The following is a 14909-nucleotide window of genomic DNA, read 5'->3' on the forward strand; positions in this document are numbered from 1 at the left end:
GGTCTGATTCAAAAGGGGATTATCTAGTGCTCGACGTCAACTTCTTCGACGAGCTGCGCATCGGCCTCGCGACCGCCGACGACATCAGGCAGTGGTCGCACGGCGAGGTGAAGAAGCCGGAGACCATCAACTACCGGACCCTCAAGCCGGAGAAGGACGGGCTCTTCTGCGAGAAGATCTTCGGTCCGACCCGGGACTGGGAGTGCTACTGCGGCAAGTACAAGCGCGTCCGCTTCAAGGGCATCATCTGTGAGCGCTGTGGCGTCGAGGTCACGCGCGCCAAGGTGCGCCGCGAGCGGATGGGCCACATCGAGCTCGCCGCTCCGGTCACCCACATCTGGTACTTCAAGGGCGTCCCGTCGCGCCTCGGTTACCTGCTCGACCTGGCCCCGAAGGACCTGGAGAAGGTCATCTACTTCGCGGCGTACATGATCACGCATGTCGACACCGAGATGCGTGACCGCGACCTGCCGTCGCTGGAGGCGAAGATCTCCGTCGAGCGGCAGCACATCGAGCAGCGCCGTGACGCCGACATCGAGGCCCGCCAGAAGAAGCTCGAGGCCGACCTGGCCGAGCTGGAGGCCAGCGGCGCCAAGGGCGACGCCCGCCGCAAGGTGCGTGAGGGCGCCGACCGCGAGATGCGCCAGCTCCGCGACCGCGCCCAGCGTGAGCTGGACCGGCTCGAGGAGGTCTGGAGCCGCTTCAAGAACCTCAAGGTCCAGGACCTGGAGGGCGACGAGCTGCTCTACCGCGAGATGCGCGACCGGTTCGGCCGCTACTTCCGCGGCGGCATGGGCGCCCAGGCCATCCAGGAGCGGCTCGCCAGCTTCGACCTGGAGGCCGAGGCGGAGAACCTGCGCGAGACGATCCGCAGCGGCAAGGGCCAGAAGAAGGCCCGCGCCCTCAAGCGGCTCAAGGTCGTCGCGGCGTTCCTCAACACCCGCAACTCACCGAGCGGCATGGTCCTCGACTGCATCCCGGTGATCCCGCCGGACCTGCGGCCGATGGTCCAGCTCGACGGTGGCCGCTTCGCCACCTCGGACCTGAACGACCTGTACCGCCGGGTCATCAACCGGAACAACCGCCTCAAGCGTCTGCTCGACCTCGGCGCGCCCGAGATCATCGTGAACAACGAGAAGCGGATGCTCCAGGAGGCCGTCGACGCCCTGTTCGACAACGGCCGCCGCGGCCGCCCGGTCACGGGCCCCGGCAACCGTCCGCTGAAGTCCCTCAGCGACATGCTGAAGGGTAAGCAGGGTCGTTTCCGGCAGAACCTGCTCGGCAAGCGCGTCGACTACTCCGGCCGTTCGGTCATCGTCGTCGGCCCGCAGCTCAAGCTCCACCAGTGCGGCCTGCCCAAGCAGATGGCGCTGGAGCTGTTCAAGCCGTTCGTGATGAAGCGCCTGGTCGATCTCAACCACGCGCAGAACATCAAGTCCGCCAAGCGGATGGTCGAGCGGTCCAAGCCGGTCGTGTGGGACGTGCTGGAAGAGGTCATCACCGAGCACCCGGTGCTGCTCAACCGCGCCCCCACCCTGCACCGTCTGGGCATCCAGGCCTTCGAGCCGCAGCTCGTCGAGGGCAAGGCCATCCAGATCCACCCGCTCGTCTGCACCGCGTTCAACGCGGACTTCGACGGCGACCAGATGGCGGTGCACCTGCCGCTGTCGGCCGAGGCCCAGGCCGAGGCCCGGATCCTGATGCTGTCGACGAACAACATCCTCAAGCCGGCGGACGGCAAGCCGGTGACGATGCCCACCCAGGACATGGTCATCGGTCTCTACTGGCTGACCACGCACAAGGAGGGCGGCGTCGGCGAGGGCCGGGTGTTCGCGACGGTGTCGGAGGCTCTCATGGCCTTCGACCGCCACGAGCTGGACATCCAGGCCAAGGTCCAGGTGCGGCTCAAGGACGTCCCGCCGCCGCGCGGCTGGGAGGCCCCCGAGGGCTGGGAGCCCGGCGACGCGATCCGGCTGGAGACCACGCTGGGCCGGTGCCTGTTCAACCAGACGCTGCCCGACAACTACCCCTTCGTGAACTACCAGGTCGGCAAGAAGCAGCTCTCGGCGATCGTCAACGAGCTGGCCGAGCGGTACCCGAAGGTGGAGGTGGCCAACGCGCTCGACTCGCTGAAGGACGCCGGCTTCTACTGGGCGACCCGCGCCGGTGTCACGATCTCCATCGAGGACGTCGTGGCGCCGCCGAACAAGGCCGAGATCATGGAGTCGTACGAGCGCAGGGCCGACAAGGTCCAGCGGGAGTACGACCGTGGTCTGATCACCGATGAGGAGCGTCGTCAGGAGCTCATCGAGATCTGGACCCACGCGACGGCGGACGTCGAGACCGACATGGTCAACGCGTTCCCGGCGACCAACCCGGTCTGGATGATGGTCAACTCCGGCGCCCGTGGTAACCGCATGCAGGTCCGGCAGATCGCCGGCATCCGCGGCCTGGTGTCCAACACCAAGGGTGAGACGATCCCGCGCCCGATCAAGTCCTCCTTCCGTGAGGGCCTGTCGGTGCTGGAGTACTTCATCTCCACCCACGGTCAGCGGAAGGGTCTGGCGGACACCGCTCTGCGGACCGCCGACTCCGGTTACCTGACCCGTCGTCTGGTCGACGTCGCGCAGGACGTCATCGTGCGCGAGATCGACTGCGGCACCGACCGGGCCGTCCCGCTGCACGTCGGCGAGCGCGACTCCCAGGGCAACCTGGTCAAGGCGGAGAACGCCGAGAGCAACGTGCACGGCCGCATCCTGGCCGAGGACGTCGAGGTGGACGGCAAGCTCATCGCGTCGGCGGGCGTCGACATCAACGACGACACCGTGACGGCGCTGGTGAACGCCGGCATCGAGACGGTCAGGACCCGCAGCACGCTCGTCTGCGAGGCCAAGATCGGTGTCTGCGCGACCTGCTACGGCCGTTCGCTGGCCACCGGCAAGCTCGTGGACGTCGGCGAGGCCGTCGGCATCATCGCGGCCCAGTCGATCGGTGAGCCCGGCACCCAGCTGACCATGCGTACCTTCCACACCGGTGGTGTGGCGGGCGCCGACATCACCCACGGTCTGCCGCGTGTCCAGGAGCTGTTCGAGGCCCGCATCCCCAAGGGTGTGGCCCCGATCAGCGAGGTCGCCGGCCGAGTCCGGATCGACGAGACCGACAAGACCCGCAAGATCGTCATCATTCCGGACGACGGCTCCGAGGAGGTCGCCTACCCGGTGTCGATGCGGTCGCGGCTGCTGGTCTCCGAGGGGCAGCACGTGGACGTCGGCCAGCTCCTGGTCGCCGGTGCGCGCAACCCCAACGAGGTCCTGCGCATCCTCGGCCCGCGTGCCGTCCAGCTCCACCTCGTGGACGAGGTGCAGCAGGTCTACCGCTCGCAGGGTGTGTCGATCCACGACAAGCACATCGAGGTCATCGTCCGGCAGATGCTCAAGCGCGTGAACGTGCTGGAGTCCGGCGACACCGAGCTGCTGCCCGGTGAGCTGGTCGAGCGGCCGCGCTTCGAGGCCATCAACCGTCAGACGGTGGCGGAGGGCGGCCAGCCGGCCTCCGGCCGTCCGGTCCTGATGGGCATCACCAAGGCCTCGCTGGCCACCGAATCGTGGCTGTCGGCGGCGTCCTTCCAGGAGACGACGCGAGTCCTCACCGACGCGGCGATCCACGCCAAGTCCGACTCGCTGCTCGGCCTCAAGGAGAACGTCATCATCGGTAAGCTCATCCCGGCCGGTACGGGCATGCCCCAGTACCGCAACATCCGGGTGGAGCCGACCGAGGAGGCCAAGGCCGCGATGTACACGGTCGGCGGCTACGACGGCTCGGCCGCGGACTACACCTTCGGCTCCGGCAGCGGCGAGGCCGTCCCGCTGGAGGAGTACGACTTCGGCCAGTACGGCCGTTGACAGGTCGCCGCGGTGAGCGATCGCCGCGGCGGGTGACATACGGAAAGCGGTCCGGGGCATCCCCCGGGCCGCTTTTTCGTTGTCCGCGTTCCGCGTGCGCGCGGGACGCCGGGCGGGGACGGCGTGGAAACCGTGAGAAGCGCCTCGTGGGGGCGGTATGATGGGAGGCCGAGTCCTTCGACGGTCCGGCTTGGGCCGTCGGCGCAGTGGCACGTCAAGACAGCGGGGCACGTCCCTCCGGGGCGTCCTCCTCTGTTTTGACGTGTTGTACGGGGAAGGGTAAGCTCTACCCTCGTGCCCGTCTGTGGGCTCGCATGCGTGCGCTCAAATGCCGCTTCTCGACGAGAGGGGCGTGCGGGGGGCGCCGCGTGACTCCTCCAGATCGACCGGATCTGCCCGGGTGTGATGCGACAAGAGCGCGACACGCCCGACCGCGGGGGTCGAAGGGGATGGAAAACCAGCAGGTCATGACACCGGCAGTACCTGCAAGCCTGTGAGAGGCGGCCTCGCCACCTCGACCGGGTCCTACGTATCACCGGCTAGGCACGAAACGGAGACGCGGTGCCCACCATTCAGCAGTTGGTCCGTAAGGGCCGGCAGGACAAGGTCAGCAAGACCAAGACTCCTGCCCTCAAGGGGAGCCCGCAGCGGCGCGGCGTTTGCACCCGCGTTTACACGACGACCCCCAAGAAGCCCAACTCGGCGCTGCGCAAGGTGGCCCGTGTTCGGCTCACCAACGGCATCGAGGTCACGGCTTACATCCCTGGGGTGGGCCACAACCTCCAGGAGCACTCGATGGTGCTCGTGCGCGGTGGTCGTGTGAAGGACCTGCCGGGTGTTCGCTACAAGATCATCCGTGGTTCGCTGGACACTCAGGCCGTCCGCAACCGCAAGCAGGCCCGTAGCCGCTACGGCGCGAAGAAGGAGAAGAGCTGACATGCCGCGCAAGGGTTCCCCTGGCCGCCGCCAGCTGGTCGCTGACCCGGTGCACAACTCGCCGCTGGTCACCGCTCTGATCAACAAGGTTCTCCTGGACGGCAAGCGCTCCCTCGCGCAGTCGATCGTCTACGGCGCCCTCGAGGGCTGCAGGGAGAAGACCGGCAACGACCCGGTCGTCACCCTCAAGCGCGCTCTCGACAACGTCCGCCCGACGCTCGAGGTGAAGAGCCGCCGTGTCGGTGGCGCCACCTACCAGGTGCCGGTCGAGGTCAAGGCCTCGCGCAGCACCACGCTGGCGCTGCGGTGGATCGTCCAGTACTCCCGCGCACGCCGCGAGAAGACCATGACCGAGCGGCTCATGAACGAGCTGCTCGACGCGAGCAACGGCCTCGGCGCCAGCGTCAAGCGGCGCGAGGACACGCACAAGATGGCCGAGTCCAACAAGGCCTTCGCCCACTACCGCTGGTAGTGAGCACCGACGACGAGTTAAGGACGCGAAGAAGTGGCCACCACGACCGCTCTTGACCTGGCCAGGGTCCGCAACATCGGGATCATGGCCCATATCGACGCGGGCAAGACCACGACGACTGAGCGCATCCTGTTCTACACCGGCATCAACTACAAGATCGGTGAGGTTCATGAGGGCGCTGCCACCATGGACTGGATGGAGCAGGAGCAGGAGCGCGGCATCACCATCACCTCCGCCGCGACCACCTGCAGCTGGCTTGATCACACGATCAACATCATCGACACGCCCGGACACGTGGACTTCACCATCGAGGTCGAGCGGTCGCTGCGTGTTCTCGACGGCGCGGTCGCGGTGTTCGATGGCGTCGCCGGCGTGGAGCCGCAGTCGGAGACGGTCTGGCGCCAGGCCGACCGGTACGGCGTGCCCCGCATCTGCTTCGTGAACAAGATGGACCGGGTCGGCGCGGAGTTCCACCGCTGTGTCGACATGATGATCAACCGGCTGGGTTCCACGCCGGCGGTCATCCAGCTTCCCTGGGGCGTCGAGGCCGACTTCAAGGGCGTCATCGACCTGGTGAAGATGAAGGGCCTGCTCTGGAGCGCCGAGGCGGCCAAGGGCGAGATGTACGACACCGTCGACATCCCGGCCGACCACGCCGACGCGGCCCGTGAGTGGCGCGACAAGCTCGTCGAGACCGTCGCCGAGAACGACGACGAGCTCATGGAGCTCTTCCTGGAGGGCGTCGAGCCGTCCGAGGAGCAGCTTGTCGCCGCGATCCGCCGGGCGACCATCAGCGGCGCGATCAACCCGGTCCTGTGCGGCACCGCGTTCAAGAACAAGGGCGTGCAGCCCCTGCTCGACGCGATCGTCGCCTACCTCCCGGCTCCCACCGACATCCCGGCCTTCAAGGGCCACGCGGTGGGCAACGAGGAGGAGATCATCGAGCGCCACCCGGACCCGACCGAGCCGTTCGCGGCGCTGGCGTTCAAGATCATGAGCGACCCGCACCTGGGCAAGCTCACCTACATCCGCGTCTACTCCGGGACGCTCGAGGCCGGCACCACTGTGGTGAACTCGGTCAAGGGCAAGAAGGAGCGGATCGGCAAGATCTACCAGATGCACGCGAACAAGCGCGAGGAGCGCCCCACCGCGACCGCTGGTCAGATCGTCGCCGTCATGGGTCTGAAGGACACCACCACTGGTGACACCCTCTCCGACCCGGTCAAGCAGGTCGTCCTCGAGTCGATGACGTTCCCGGCGCCGGTCATCAACGTGGCCATCGAGCCCAAGACCAAGGGCGACCAGGAGAAGCTGTCGACCGCGATCCAGCGGCTGGCCGAGGAGGACCCGTCCTTCCAGGTCCGCCGTGACGAGGAGACCGGCCAGACCGTCATCTGGGGTATGGGCGAGCTCCACCTGGAGATCCTCGTCGACCGGATGCGCCGCGAGTTCAAGGTCGAGGCGAACGTCGGTCGCCCGCAGGTCGCCTACCGCGAGACCATCCGCCGCAAGGTGGAGAAGGTCGAGTACACGCACAAGAAGCAGACCGGTGGTTCCGGCCAGTTCGCGCGCGTGATCATCGACCTGGCGCCGCTCGGCGAGGGCAACGACGGTTACGAGTTCGAGAACAAGGTCACCGGTGGCCGCATCCCGCGGGAGTACATCCCGTCGGTGGACGCGGGCGCGCAGGAGGCGGCCGAGTTCGGCGTGCTCGCCGGCTACCCGATGGTCGGCGTCAAGGTCACGCTTCAGGACGGTGCCTTCCACGAGGTCGACTCGTCGGAAATGGCCTTCAAGATTGCCGGCTCGATGGCCTTCAAGGAGGCCGCGCGCAAGGCAGACGCCGTACTCCTCGAGCCGATGATGGCCGTCGAGGTCACCACGCCCGAGGACTACATGGGAGACGTCATCGGCGACCTCAACGGTCGTCGCGGACAGATCCAGGCAATGGACGAACGGTCCGGCGCCCGTGTGATCAGGGCGCTCGTTCCGCTCTCCGAGATGTTCGGCTACGTGGGCGACCTGCGCAGCCGCACTCAGGGGCGGGCGAGCTACAGCATGCAGTTCGACTCCTACGCGGAGGTGCCCCCGGGCATCGCCAAGGAGATCGTCGCGAAGGCTCGGGGCGAATAGTTCCGCTCGCGGTACGGCGGAGCGCCTCAGGGCGCCCCGCCGTGCCGAGCCTGAGGTAGAAGACGAAAGTCAAGTCAGAATCTCTAAGGAGACAGACCAGTGGCCAAGGCCAAGTTCGAGCGGAACAAGCCGCACGTGAACATCGGCACCATTGGGCACATCGACCACGGCAAGACCACTCTGACCGCGGCGATCACCAAGGTGCTTCACGACCGTTTCCCGCAGCTCAACGAGGCGACCCCGTTCGACAAGATCGACAAGGCGCCCGAGGAGAAGGCTCGCGGAATCACCATCTCCATCGCGCACGTCGAGTACCAGACCGAGAAGCGCCACTACGCCCACGTGGACTGCCCCGGTCACGCCGACTACGTGAAGAACATGATCACCGGTGCCGCCCAGATGGACGGCGCGATCCTGGTGGTCGCGGCGACCGACGGTCCGATGCCGCAGACGAAGGAGCACGTCCTCCTGGCCCGCCAGGTCGGCGTTCCCTACATCGTCGTGGCCCTCAACAAGGCCGACATGGTCGACGACGAGGAGATCCTGGAGCTCGTCGAGCTCGAGGTCCGCGAGCTGCTGTCCGCCCAGGAGTTCCCGGGCGACGACCTGCCGGTCGTGCGCGTCTCGGCGCTCAAGGCGCTCGAGGGCGACGAGAAGTGGGGCGACTCCATCATCGAGCTCATGAACGCCGTGGACGAGAACGTCCCCGAGCCCGTTCGTGACACCGACAAGCCGTTCCTCATGCCGATCGAGGACGTGTTCTCGATCACCGGTCGCGGCACCGTCGTCACCGGCCGTATCGAGCGCGGTGTCGTCAAGGTCAACGAGACCGTCGACATCATCGGCATCAAGGAGAAGAGCACCACGACGACCGTCACCGGCGTCGAGATGTTCCGCAAGCTCCTCGACGAGGGCCAGGCCGGTGACAACGTCGGTCTGCTCCTGCGCGGCATCAAGCGCGAGGACGTCGAGCGCGGCCAGTGTGTCATCAAGCCGGGCACGACCACCCCGCACACCGAGTTCGAGGCGCAGGTCTACATCCTGTCCAAGGACGAGGGCGGCCGCCACACGCCGTTCTTCAACAACTACCGGCCGCAGTTCTACTTCCGTACCACGGACGTGACCGGTGTCGTGAACCTGCCGGAGGGCACCGAGATGGTCATGCCCGGTGACAACACCGAGATGACCGTCCAGCTCATCCAGCCGATCGCGATGGAGGAGGGCCTCAAGTTCGCGATCCGCGAGGGTGGCCGCACCGTCGGCGCCGGCCGTGTGACGAAGATCATCAAGTAGTAGCACCGCTGGGCGGCGGTCGGGCCCGTGAGGGCCTGACCGCCGCGCCACGGAGGGGCCGGAAACGGCCTCCCACGGACGACGAGACCGTGATCTCGCAGTGCTTTCGGCCGCACCTCGACCGAAGCCACTGCCAGATCACGGAGGACCGGACAGGCTCCGGGGCGTCGGTCACGTGGAAAAGACCTGCGGCACCAGGCCGCGTGAAGCTTTATAGGACGACAGCGAAGGACACCGAGGCCATTATGGCGGGACAGAAGATCCGCATCCGGCTCAAGGCGTATGACCACGAGGTCATCGACAGCTCGGCCAAGAAGATCGTCGAGACGGTGACGCGGACCGGCGCCAAGGTCGCTGGCCCGGTGCCGCTGCCGACCGAGAAGAACGTGTACTGCGTCATCCGGTCGCCGCACAAGTACAAGGACAGCCGCGAGCACTTTGAGATGCGTACGCACAAGCGGCTGATTGACATCATCGACCCGACGCCGAAGACGGTCGACTCGCTCATGCGTCTCGACCTTCCCGCCGGCGTGGACATCTCGATCAAGCTCTAAGGAACGCACTGACATGGCTAAGCAGATCAAGGGCGTCCTGGGCAAGAAGCTCGGCATGACCCAGGTCTTCGACGAGGCGAACCGGGTGATCCCGGTCACCGTCGTCGAGGCCGGTCCGTGCGTGGTGACCCGGGTCCGCACTCCGGAGAAGGACGGCTACTCCGCCGTCCAGCTCGGCTACGGACAGATCGACCCGCGCAAGGTGAACAAGCCCCTGGGCGACTACCTGCGCAAGCACGACATCACCCCGCGCCGCTACTTCGCCGAGGTTCGCACCGACGACGCCTCCGAGTACACGGTCGGCCAGGAGCTCCTCGCCGACACCTTCGAGTCCGGGCAGTACGTCGACGTCACGGGCAAGAGCAAGGGCAAGGGCTACGCCGGTGTCATGAAGCGCCACAACTTCCGTGGTCTGAGCGCTTCGCACGGTACCCAGCGCAAGCACCGCTCCCCCGGCTCCATCGGTGGCTGCGCCACCCCGGGCCGGGTCTTCAAGGGCGTGCGCATGGCCGGCCGGATGGGCAACGTCCGCACGACGGTCCAGAGCCTCAAGGTGCACGCCGTGGACGCCGAGAAGGGCCTCATCCTGATCAAGGGTGCGATCCCCGGCGCCAACGGCAGCCTGGTCCTCCTCCGCACCGCTGCCAAGAAGGGGGTTGCTGCGAAGTGACCACGACCATTGACGTCCTCGACGCCAGCGGCGCCAAGACGGGGACCGTCGACCTCCCCGAGGAGGTCTTCGGTGCCAAGGTCAACGTCCCGCTGATCCACCAGGTGGTCGTCGCCCAGCTCGCCGCTCGCCGGCAGGGCACCCACGCCACCAAGACCCGTGGTGACGTCTCCGGCGGCGGCAAGAAGCCGTACCGGCAGAAGGGCACCGGCCGCGCCCGCCAGGGCTCGACCCGCGCGCCGCAGTTCGCCGGCGGTGGCGTCGTCCACGGCCCGCAGCCGCGCTCGTACGAGCAGCGGACGCCCAAGAAGATGAAGGCGGCCGCCCTCAAGGGTGCGCTGTCCGACCGGGCCGGCGGCGGCCGCGTCCACGTGGTGGACAGCCTGGTCACGGGTGACACGCCCAAGACCAGGGCCACCCTGGAGGCGCTGCGCAAGATCACGCAGGCCCGCAGCGTGCTCGTCGTGGTCGACGAGAACGACGAGCTGACCTGGCTCAGCCTGCGCAACGCGCCCGAGGTCCACCTGCTGGACGCGGGACAGCTGAACACCTACGACGTGCTGTGCCACGACGACGTGGTCTTCACCCGTGAGGCCTACGACCAGGTCGTGGCCCGGCTGGCGAACAGCGGGAAGGAAGAGGCCTGATGCAGAAGATCGCCGACCCGCGCGACATCATCCTCAAGCCGATCGTCTCCGAGAAGAGCTACGGCCTGATCGATGAGCACAACAAGTACACGTTCCTGGTGCGCAAGGGTGCCAACAAGACGCAGGTGAAGATCGCCGTCGAGCAGATCTTCGGCGTCAAGGTGACCGGCGTGAACACGATCAACCGCCAGGGCAAGCGCAAGCGGACCCGGCACGGCTACGGCCAGCGCCCGGACACCAAGCGCGCGATCGTGAGCCTGGCCGAGGGCGAGCGGATCGACATCTTCGGTCAGATCGGCTAGCACCTGCCGCAGCGGGGAGAGGGGCCCCTCGCCACCGAGCGAGGGACTCGCCCCATTGAGTAAGCACCGCGGGGACCGCCGAGAGGCGGACCCCGACCGGTACGAACCGACGAAGGATGAACGAAAGAGATGGGCATCCGTAAGTACAAGCCGACGACTCCGGGTCGTCGCGGCGCGAGCGTCTCGGACTTCGCCGAGATCACGCGCAGCACCCCGGAGAAGTCGCTGCTTGCCCCACTGCACAGCAAGGGCGGCCGTAACGTCCACGGCCGGGTGACCGCCCGGCACCAGGGAGGCGGGCACAAGCGCGCCTACCGGATCATCGACTTCCGCCGCCACGACAAGGACGGGATCCCGGCCAAGGTCGCGCACATCGAGTACGACCCGAACCGGACCTCCCGCATCGCGCTGCTCCACTACGCCGACGGCGAGAAGCGCTACATCCTCGCCCCGGTCGGCCTCAAGCAGGGGGACCGGATCGAGAACGGCCCCACGGCCGACATCAAGCCGGGCAACTGCCTGCCGCTGCGCAACATCCCGACCGGTACCTTCATCCACGCGGTGGAGCTCCGCCCGGGTGGCGGCGCCAAGCTCGGCCGCAGCGCCGGCGCGCAGATCCAGCTGCTCGCCAAGGAGGGCATGTACGCCACGCTGCGTATGCCGTCCGGAGAAATGCGCCAGGTCGACGTGCGCTGCCGGGCCTCGGTGGGCCAGGTGGGCAACGCCGAGCAGGGCAACATCAGCATCGGCAAGGCCGGCCGCAACCGCTGGAAGGGCAAGCGCCCCACGGTGCGCGGTGTCGCCATGAACCCGGTCGACCACCCGCACGGTGGTGGTGAGGGCAAGACCTCCGGTGGTCGTCACCCGGTGAACCCGAAGGGTAAGCCCGAGGGCCGTACCCGGCAGCCGAACAAGCCCAGCGACCGGCTGATCATCCGTCGTCGGAGCAAGAGGAAGAAGCGGTAGGAGCAGCCGAAATGCCACGTAGTCTTAAGAAGGGTCCCTTCGTGGACGATCACCTTCAGAAGAAGGTGGACGCCCAGAACGAGAAGGGCACCAAGAACGTCATCAAGACGTGGTCGCGGCGCTCCATGATCGTGCCCGACATGATCGGTCACACGATCGCCGTGCACGACGGTCGCAAGCACGTCCCGGTGTTCGTCACCGAGTCGATGATCGGTCACAAGCTCGGTGAGTTCGCCCCCACGCGGACGTTCCGCAGCCACGTCAAGGAAGACCGCCGCAGCCGGCGGTAAGCGCCTTCAAGCCAGCAGTTAGAGGAGAAAGCGATGGAAGCCAGGGCACAGGCGCGGTACGCGCGCCACACGCCCCGGAAGGCCCGCCGCGTGGTGGACCTCATTCGCGGGCTGCCCGCTTCGGAGGCGCAGGCCGTGCTGCAGTTCGCTCCCCAGTCGGCGAGCGAGACCGTTTACAAGGTGCTCTCGAGCGCGATCGCGAACGCTGAGCACAACTTCAAGCTCGACCGGGACACGCTCTTCGTGAGCCGGGCGTGGGTCGACGAGGGCCCGACGCTCAAGCGCTTCCGCCCGCGTGCCCAGGGTCGTGCCTATCGGATCAACAAGCGGACCAGCCACATCACCGTGATCGTGGAGTCCCGCGAGCCGAAGGGAAGGACCCGCTAGTGGGCCAGAAGGTTAACCCGCACGGGTTCCGCCTCGGCATCACGACCGACTTCAAGAGCCGGTGGTACGCCGACAAGCTGTACAAGTCGTACGTCGCCGAGGACGTGGCGATCCGCCGCATGCTGCAGAAGGGCATGGAGCGGGCCGGCATCTCCAAGGTCGAGATCGAGCGCACGACCGACCGCGTCCAGGTCGACATCCACACCGCCCGGCCGGGCATCGTCATCGGCCGCCGCGGCGCCGAGGCCGACCGCATCCGCGGCGACCTGGAGAAGCTGACCAAGAAGCAGGTCCAGCTGAACATCCTCGAGGTGAAGAACCCCGAGATCGACGCGCAGCTCGTCGCGCAGGGCGTGGCCGAGCAGCTGTCCAGCCGCGTCTCGTTCCGCCGGGCCATGCGTAAGGCCATGCAGTCCGCCATGAAGAGCGGGGCCAAGGGCATCCGTGTCCAGTGCTCCGGCCGTCTGGGCGGCGCCGAGATGTCGCGCTCGGAGTTCTACCGCGAGGGCCGCGTGCCCCTGCACACGCTCCGTGCGGACGTCGACTACGGCTTCTACGAGGCCCGCACCACCTTCGGCCGCATCGGCGTGAAGGTGTGGATCTACAAGGGCGAGGCCCCGACCAGCCGCTCCGAGCGGGAGGCGGCCGCGGCCGGCGCCCGCGCGAGCCAGCGTCGTGAGCGCGACGACCGTCGCGGTGGCGCGGGCGAGCGTCCGCGTCGTGGCGGCGAGCGTCCGCGTCGTGGCGGCGCGGGCCGTAACGACCGTGCACCCAGGACTGAGGCGGCCGCGCAGGCCGCCCCCGAGACCGGCCCGGCGGAGCAGCCGGGTGCTGAAGGGAGCTGACCATGCTGATCCCGCGCAGGGTCAAGCACCGCAAGCAGCACCGGCCCGACCGTAGCGGCGCCGCCAAGGGCGGCACCCGGGTCGTCTTCGGCGAGTTCGGCATTCAGGCGCTTGAGCACTCCTACGTGACCAACCGTCAGATCGAGGCCGCGCGTATCGCCATGACCCGGCACATCCGCCGTGGCGGCAAGGTGTGGATCAACATCTTCCCGGACCGCCCCCTCACGAAGAAGCCGGCCGAGACCCGCATGGGTTCCGGTAAGGGTTCTCCGGAGTGGTGGATCGCCAATGTCAAGCCCGGCCGTGTCATGTTCGAGCTGTCCGGTGTCGCCGAGCCCGTGGCCCGTGAGGCCATGCGGCGTGCGATGCACAAGCTCCCCATGAAGTGCCGTTTCGTCAAGCGTGAAGTGGGTGAGGCGTGATGGCTAAGGGTCTGACCGCCGCGGAGCTGCGTGTCGAGGACCAGGAGGTGCTGGTCCAGAAGCTGAAGGAAGCCAAGGAGGAGCTGTTCAACCTCCGCTTCCAGTCGGCGACGGGTCAGCTGGAGAGCCACGGGCGGCTGCGCGCCGTCCGCCGCGAGATCGCCCGCATCTACACCGTGATGCGCGAGCGCGAGCTCGGAATCGTCACGGTCGAGAAGGAGCCGAGCGATGTCTGAAGCAACCGAGACCCCGACCACTGAGACGACCGCGGAGACGCAGCGGAACTACCGCAAGACCCGCGAGGGCCTGGTCGTCAGCGACAAGATGGACAAGACCGTCGTCGTCGCTGTCGAGGACCGCGTCAAGCACCCGCTGTACGGCAAGGTCATCCGCCGTACGACAAAGTACAAGGCCCACGACGAGCAGAACGTCTGCGGCGTCGGCGACCGCGTCCTCCTGATGGAGACCCGGCCGCTGTCGGCCACCAAGCGGTGGCGGGTCGTCGAGATCCTCGAGAAGGCCAAGTAACACCAAAGACGCGCCTCGTGGGGGGTGGGAGACCGCCCCCCATGATGGTGTCCAAGGGGCGGGGCCGGCCATCGGTCCCGTCCGCCCGCGGCGGCGGTCGTACGGCTGTCGCCGAGGGAAAAAGACCACATCAGGTTCGGCCAGGCTCACCGTGAGGGTGAGAACCGGCACGACACACAGGAGTAGACGTGATCCAGCAGGAGTCGCGGCTCAAGGTCGCCGACAACACGGGTGCCAAGGAGATTCTTTGCATCCGCGTTCTCGGTGGCTCGGGTCGGCGCTACGCGGGTATCGGCGACATCATCGTGGGCACGGTGAAGGACGCCATTCCCGGCGGAGGCGTTAAGAAAGGCGACGTTGTCAAGGCTGTCGTGGTGCGCACCGTGAAGGAGCGCCGCCGCCCCGACGGCTCCTACATCCGCTTCGACGAGAACGCCGCGGTCATCATCAAGGACAGCGGTGACCCCCGGGGCACCCGCATCTTCGGCCCGGTGGGCCGTGAACTGCGCGACAAGAAGTTCATGCGCATCATCTCGCTCGCACCGGAGGTGCTGTGATGCCG

General features: G+C 67.3%; 17 protein-coding genes. All 17 read left to right on the forward strand.

The genetic code is table 11. From position 1 onward, the window contains the following. Nucleotides 1-26 precede the first annotated feature (26 nt). Complete coding sequence (locus FLX08_RS01525) at nucleotides 27-3902, forward strand: DNA-directed RNA polymerase subunit beta' (RefSeq protein ID WP_142616377.1); 3876 nt, start codon at nucleotides 27-29, stop codon at nucleotides 3900-3902. A 561-nt stretch (nucleotides 3903-4463) separates the two neighbouring features. Further along, nucleotides 4464-4838: a 30S ribosomal protein S12 gene (rpsL, locus tag FLX08_RS01530; RefSeq protein WP_030508316.1), complete on the forward strand. Its 375-nt coding sequence runs from the start codon at nucleotides 4464-4466 to the stop codon at nucleotides 4836-4838. Nucleotide 4839: 1 nt separating this feature from the next. Beyond that, on the forward strand, nucleotides 4840-5310 hold the full coding sequence (gene rpsG / locus FLX08_RS01535) for a 30S ribosomal protein S7 (RefSeq protein ID WP_142616379.1): 471 nt from the start codon (nucleotides 4840-4842) through the stop codon (nucleotides 5308-5310). Between the two features lie 84 nt (nucleotides 5311-5394). After that, nucleotides 5395-7443 carry an elongation factor G gene (gene fusA / locus FLX08_RS01540; protein WP_244312278.1) on the forward strand — a complete coding sequence of 683 codons (2049 nt, stop codon included), beginning with the start codon at nucleotides 5395-5397 and terminating at the stop codon, nucleotides 7441-7443. 99 nt (nucleotides 7444-7542) lie between these two features. After that, the gene (gene tuf, locus FLX08_RS01545) at nucleotides 7543-8736 is read left to right on the forward strand and encodes an elongation factor Tu (protein ID WP_036328531.1); all 1194 of its coding nucleotides are present in this window, start codon (nucleotides 7543-7545) and stop codon (nucleotides 8734-8736) included. A 245-nt stretch (nucleotides 8737-8981) separates the two neighbouring features. After that, a complete protein-coding gene (gene rpsJ / locus FLX08_RS01550; protein ID WP_012887830.1) occupies nucleotides 8982-9290 on the forward strand; it encodes a 30S ribosomal protein S10 in 309 nt (102 codons plus the stop codon). A gap of 13 nt (nucleotides 9291-9303) precedes the next feature. Further along, nucleotides 9304-9960 (forward strand): 50S ribosomal protein L3, encoded by a 657-nt coding sequence (gene rplC / locus FLX08_RS01555; RefSeq protein WP_142616382.1) that lies wholly within the window; start codon nucleotides 9304-9306, stop codon nucleotides 9958-9960. Then, nucleotides 9957-10607: a 50S ribosomal protein L4 gene (rplD, locus tag FLX08_RS01560; protein WP_142616384.1), complete on the forward strand. Its 651-nt coding sequence runs from the start codon at nucleotides 9957-9959 to the stop codon at nucleotides 10605-10607. The genes rplC and rplD overlap by 4 nt, the downstream gene beginning before the upstream one ends. Further along, nucleotides 10607-10909: a 50S ribosomal protein L23 gene (gene rplW / locus FLX08_RS01565; protein WP_076432505.1), complete on the forward strand. Its 303-nt coding sequence runs from the start codon at nucleotides 10607-10609 to the stop codon at nucleotides 10907-10909. Before rplD ends, rplW begins: the two co-directional genes overlap by 1 nt. Nucleotides 10910-11038: 129 nt before the next feature. Further along, on the forward strand, nucleotides 11039-11875 hold the full coding sequence (rplB, locus tag FLX08_RS01570) for a 50S ribosomal protein L2 (protein WP_076432507.1): 837 nt from the start codon (nucleotides 11039-11041) through the stop codon (nucleotides 11873-11875). 11 nt (nucleotides 11876-11886) lie between these two features. Next, entirely contained in the window at nucleotides 11887-12165 is a 279-nt protein-coding gene (gene rpsS / locus FLX08_RS01575; protein WP_030508324.1) for a 30S ribosomal protein S19, read from the forward strand. 33 nt (nucleotides 12166-12198) lie between these two features. Next, a complete protein-coding gene (rplV, locus tag FLX08_RS01580) occupies nucleotides 12199-12552 on the forward strand; it encodes a 50S ribosomal protein L22 (protein WP_036328517.1) in 354 nt (117 codons plus the stop codon). Next, nucleotides 12552-13397 (forward strand): 30S ribosomal protein S3, encoded by an 846-nt coding sequence (gene rpsC / locus FLX08_RS01585; RefSeq protein ID WP_076432510.1) that lies wholly within the window; start codon nucleotides 12552-12554, stop codon nucleotides 13395-13397. Before rplV ends, rpsC begins: the two co-directional genes overlap by 1 nt. 2 nt (nucleotides 13398-13399) lie before the next feature. Beyond that, the gene (gene rplP / locus FLX08_RS01590; protein ID WP_030508327.1) at nucleotides 13400-13819 is read left to right on the forward strand and encodes a 50S ribosomal protein L16; all 420 of its coding nucleotides are present in this window, start codon (nucleotides 13400-13402) and stop codon (nucleotides 13817-13819) included. Beyond that, nucleotides 13819-14055 (forward strand): 50S ribosomal protein L29, encoded by a 237-nt coding sequence (gene rpmC, locus FLX08_RS01595; protein ID WP_030508328.1) that lies wholly within the window; start codon nucleotides 13819-13821, stop codon nucleotides 14053-14055. The genes rplP and rpmC overlap by 1 nt, the downstream gene beginning before the upstream one ends. After that, on the forward strand, nucleotides 14048-14347 hold the full coding sequence (gene rpsQ, locus FLX08_RS01600) for a 30S ribosomal protein S17 (protein ID WP_142616386.1): 300 nt from the start codon (nucleotides 14048-14050) through the stop codon (nucleotides 14345-14347). Before rpmC ends, rpsQ begins: the two co-directional genes overlap by 8 nt. A 188-nt stretch (nucleotides 14348-14535) precedes the next feature. Further along, complete coding sequence (gene rplN / locus FLX08_RS01605; RefSeq protein WP_030508330.1) at nucleotides 14536-14904, forward strand: 50S ribosomal protein L14; 369 nt, start codon at nucleotides 14536-14538, stop codon at nucleotides 14902-14904. Nucleotides 14905-14909 lie beyond the last annotated feature (5 nt).

This window comes from Microbispora hainanensis (assembly GCF_006874475.1).
GTDB classification, from domain to species: domain Bacteria; phylum Actinomycetota; class Actinomycetes; order Streptosporangiales; family Streptosporangiaceae; genus Microbispora; species Microbispora hainanensis.

Coding starts and splice junctions, on each gene's coding strand:
- rpsG (WP_142616379.1), top strand. CDS start 4,840: ATGCCGCGCAAGGGTTCCCCTGGCCGCCGCCAGCTGGTCGCTGACCCG.
- fusA (WP_244312278.1), top strand. CDS start 5,395: ATGGCCCATATCGACGCGGGCAAGACCACGACGACTGAGCGCATCCTG.
- rpsJ (WP_012887830.1), top strand. CDS start 8,982: ATGGCGGGACAGAAGATCCGCATCCGGCTCAAGGCGTATGACCACGAG.
- rplC (WP_142616382.1), top strand. CDS start 9,304: ATGGCTAAGCAGATCAAGGGCGTCCTGGGCAAGAAGCTCGGCATGACC.
- rplW (WP_076432505.1), top strand. CDS start 10,607: ATGCAGAAGATCGCCGACCCGCGCGACATCATCCTCAAGCCGATCGTC.
- rplB (WP_076432507.1), top strand. CDS start 11,039: ATGGGCATCCGTAAGTACAAGCCGACGACTCCGGGTCGTCGCGGCGCG.
- rpsS (WP_030508324.1), top strand. CDS start 11,887: ATGCCACGTAGTCTTAAGAAGGGTCCCTTCGTGGACGATCACCTTCAG.
- rplV (WP_036328517.1), top strand. CDS start 12,199: ATGGAAGCCAGGGCACAGGCGCGGTACGCGCGCCACACGCCCCGGAAG.
- rplP (WP_030508327.1), top strand. CDS start 13,400: ATGCTGATCCCGCGCAGGGTCAAGCACCGCAAGCAGCACCGGCCCGAC.
- rpmC (WP_030508328.1), top strand. CDS start 13,819: ATGGCTAAGGGTCTGACCGCCGCGGAGCTGCGTGTCGAGGACCAGGAG.
- rpsQ (WP_142616386.1), top strand. CDS start 14,048: ATGTCTGAAGCAACCGAGACCCCGACCACTGAGACGACCGCGGAGACG.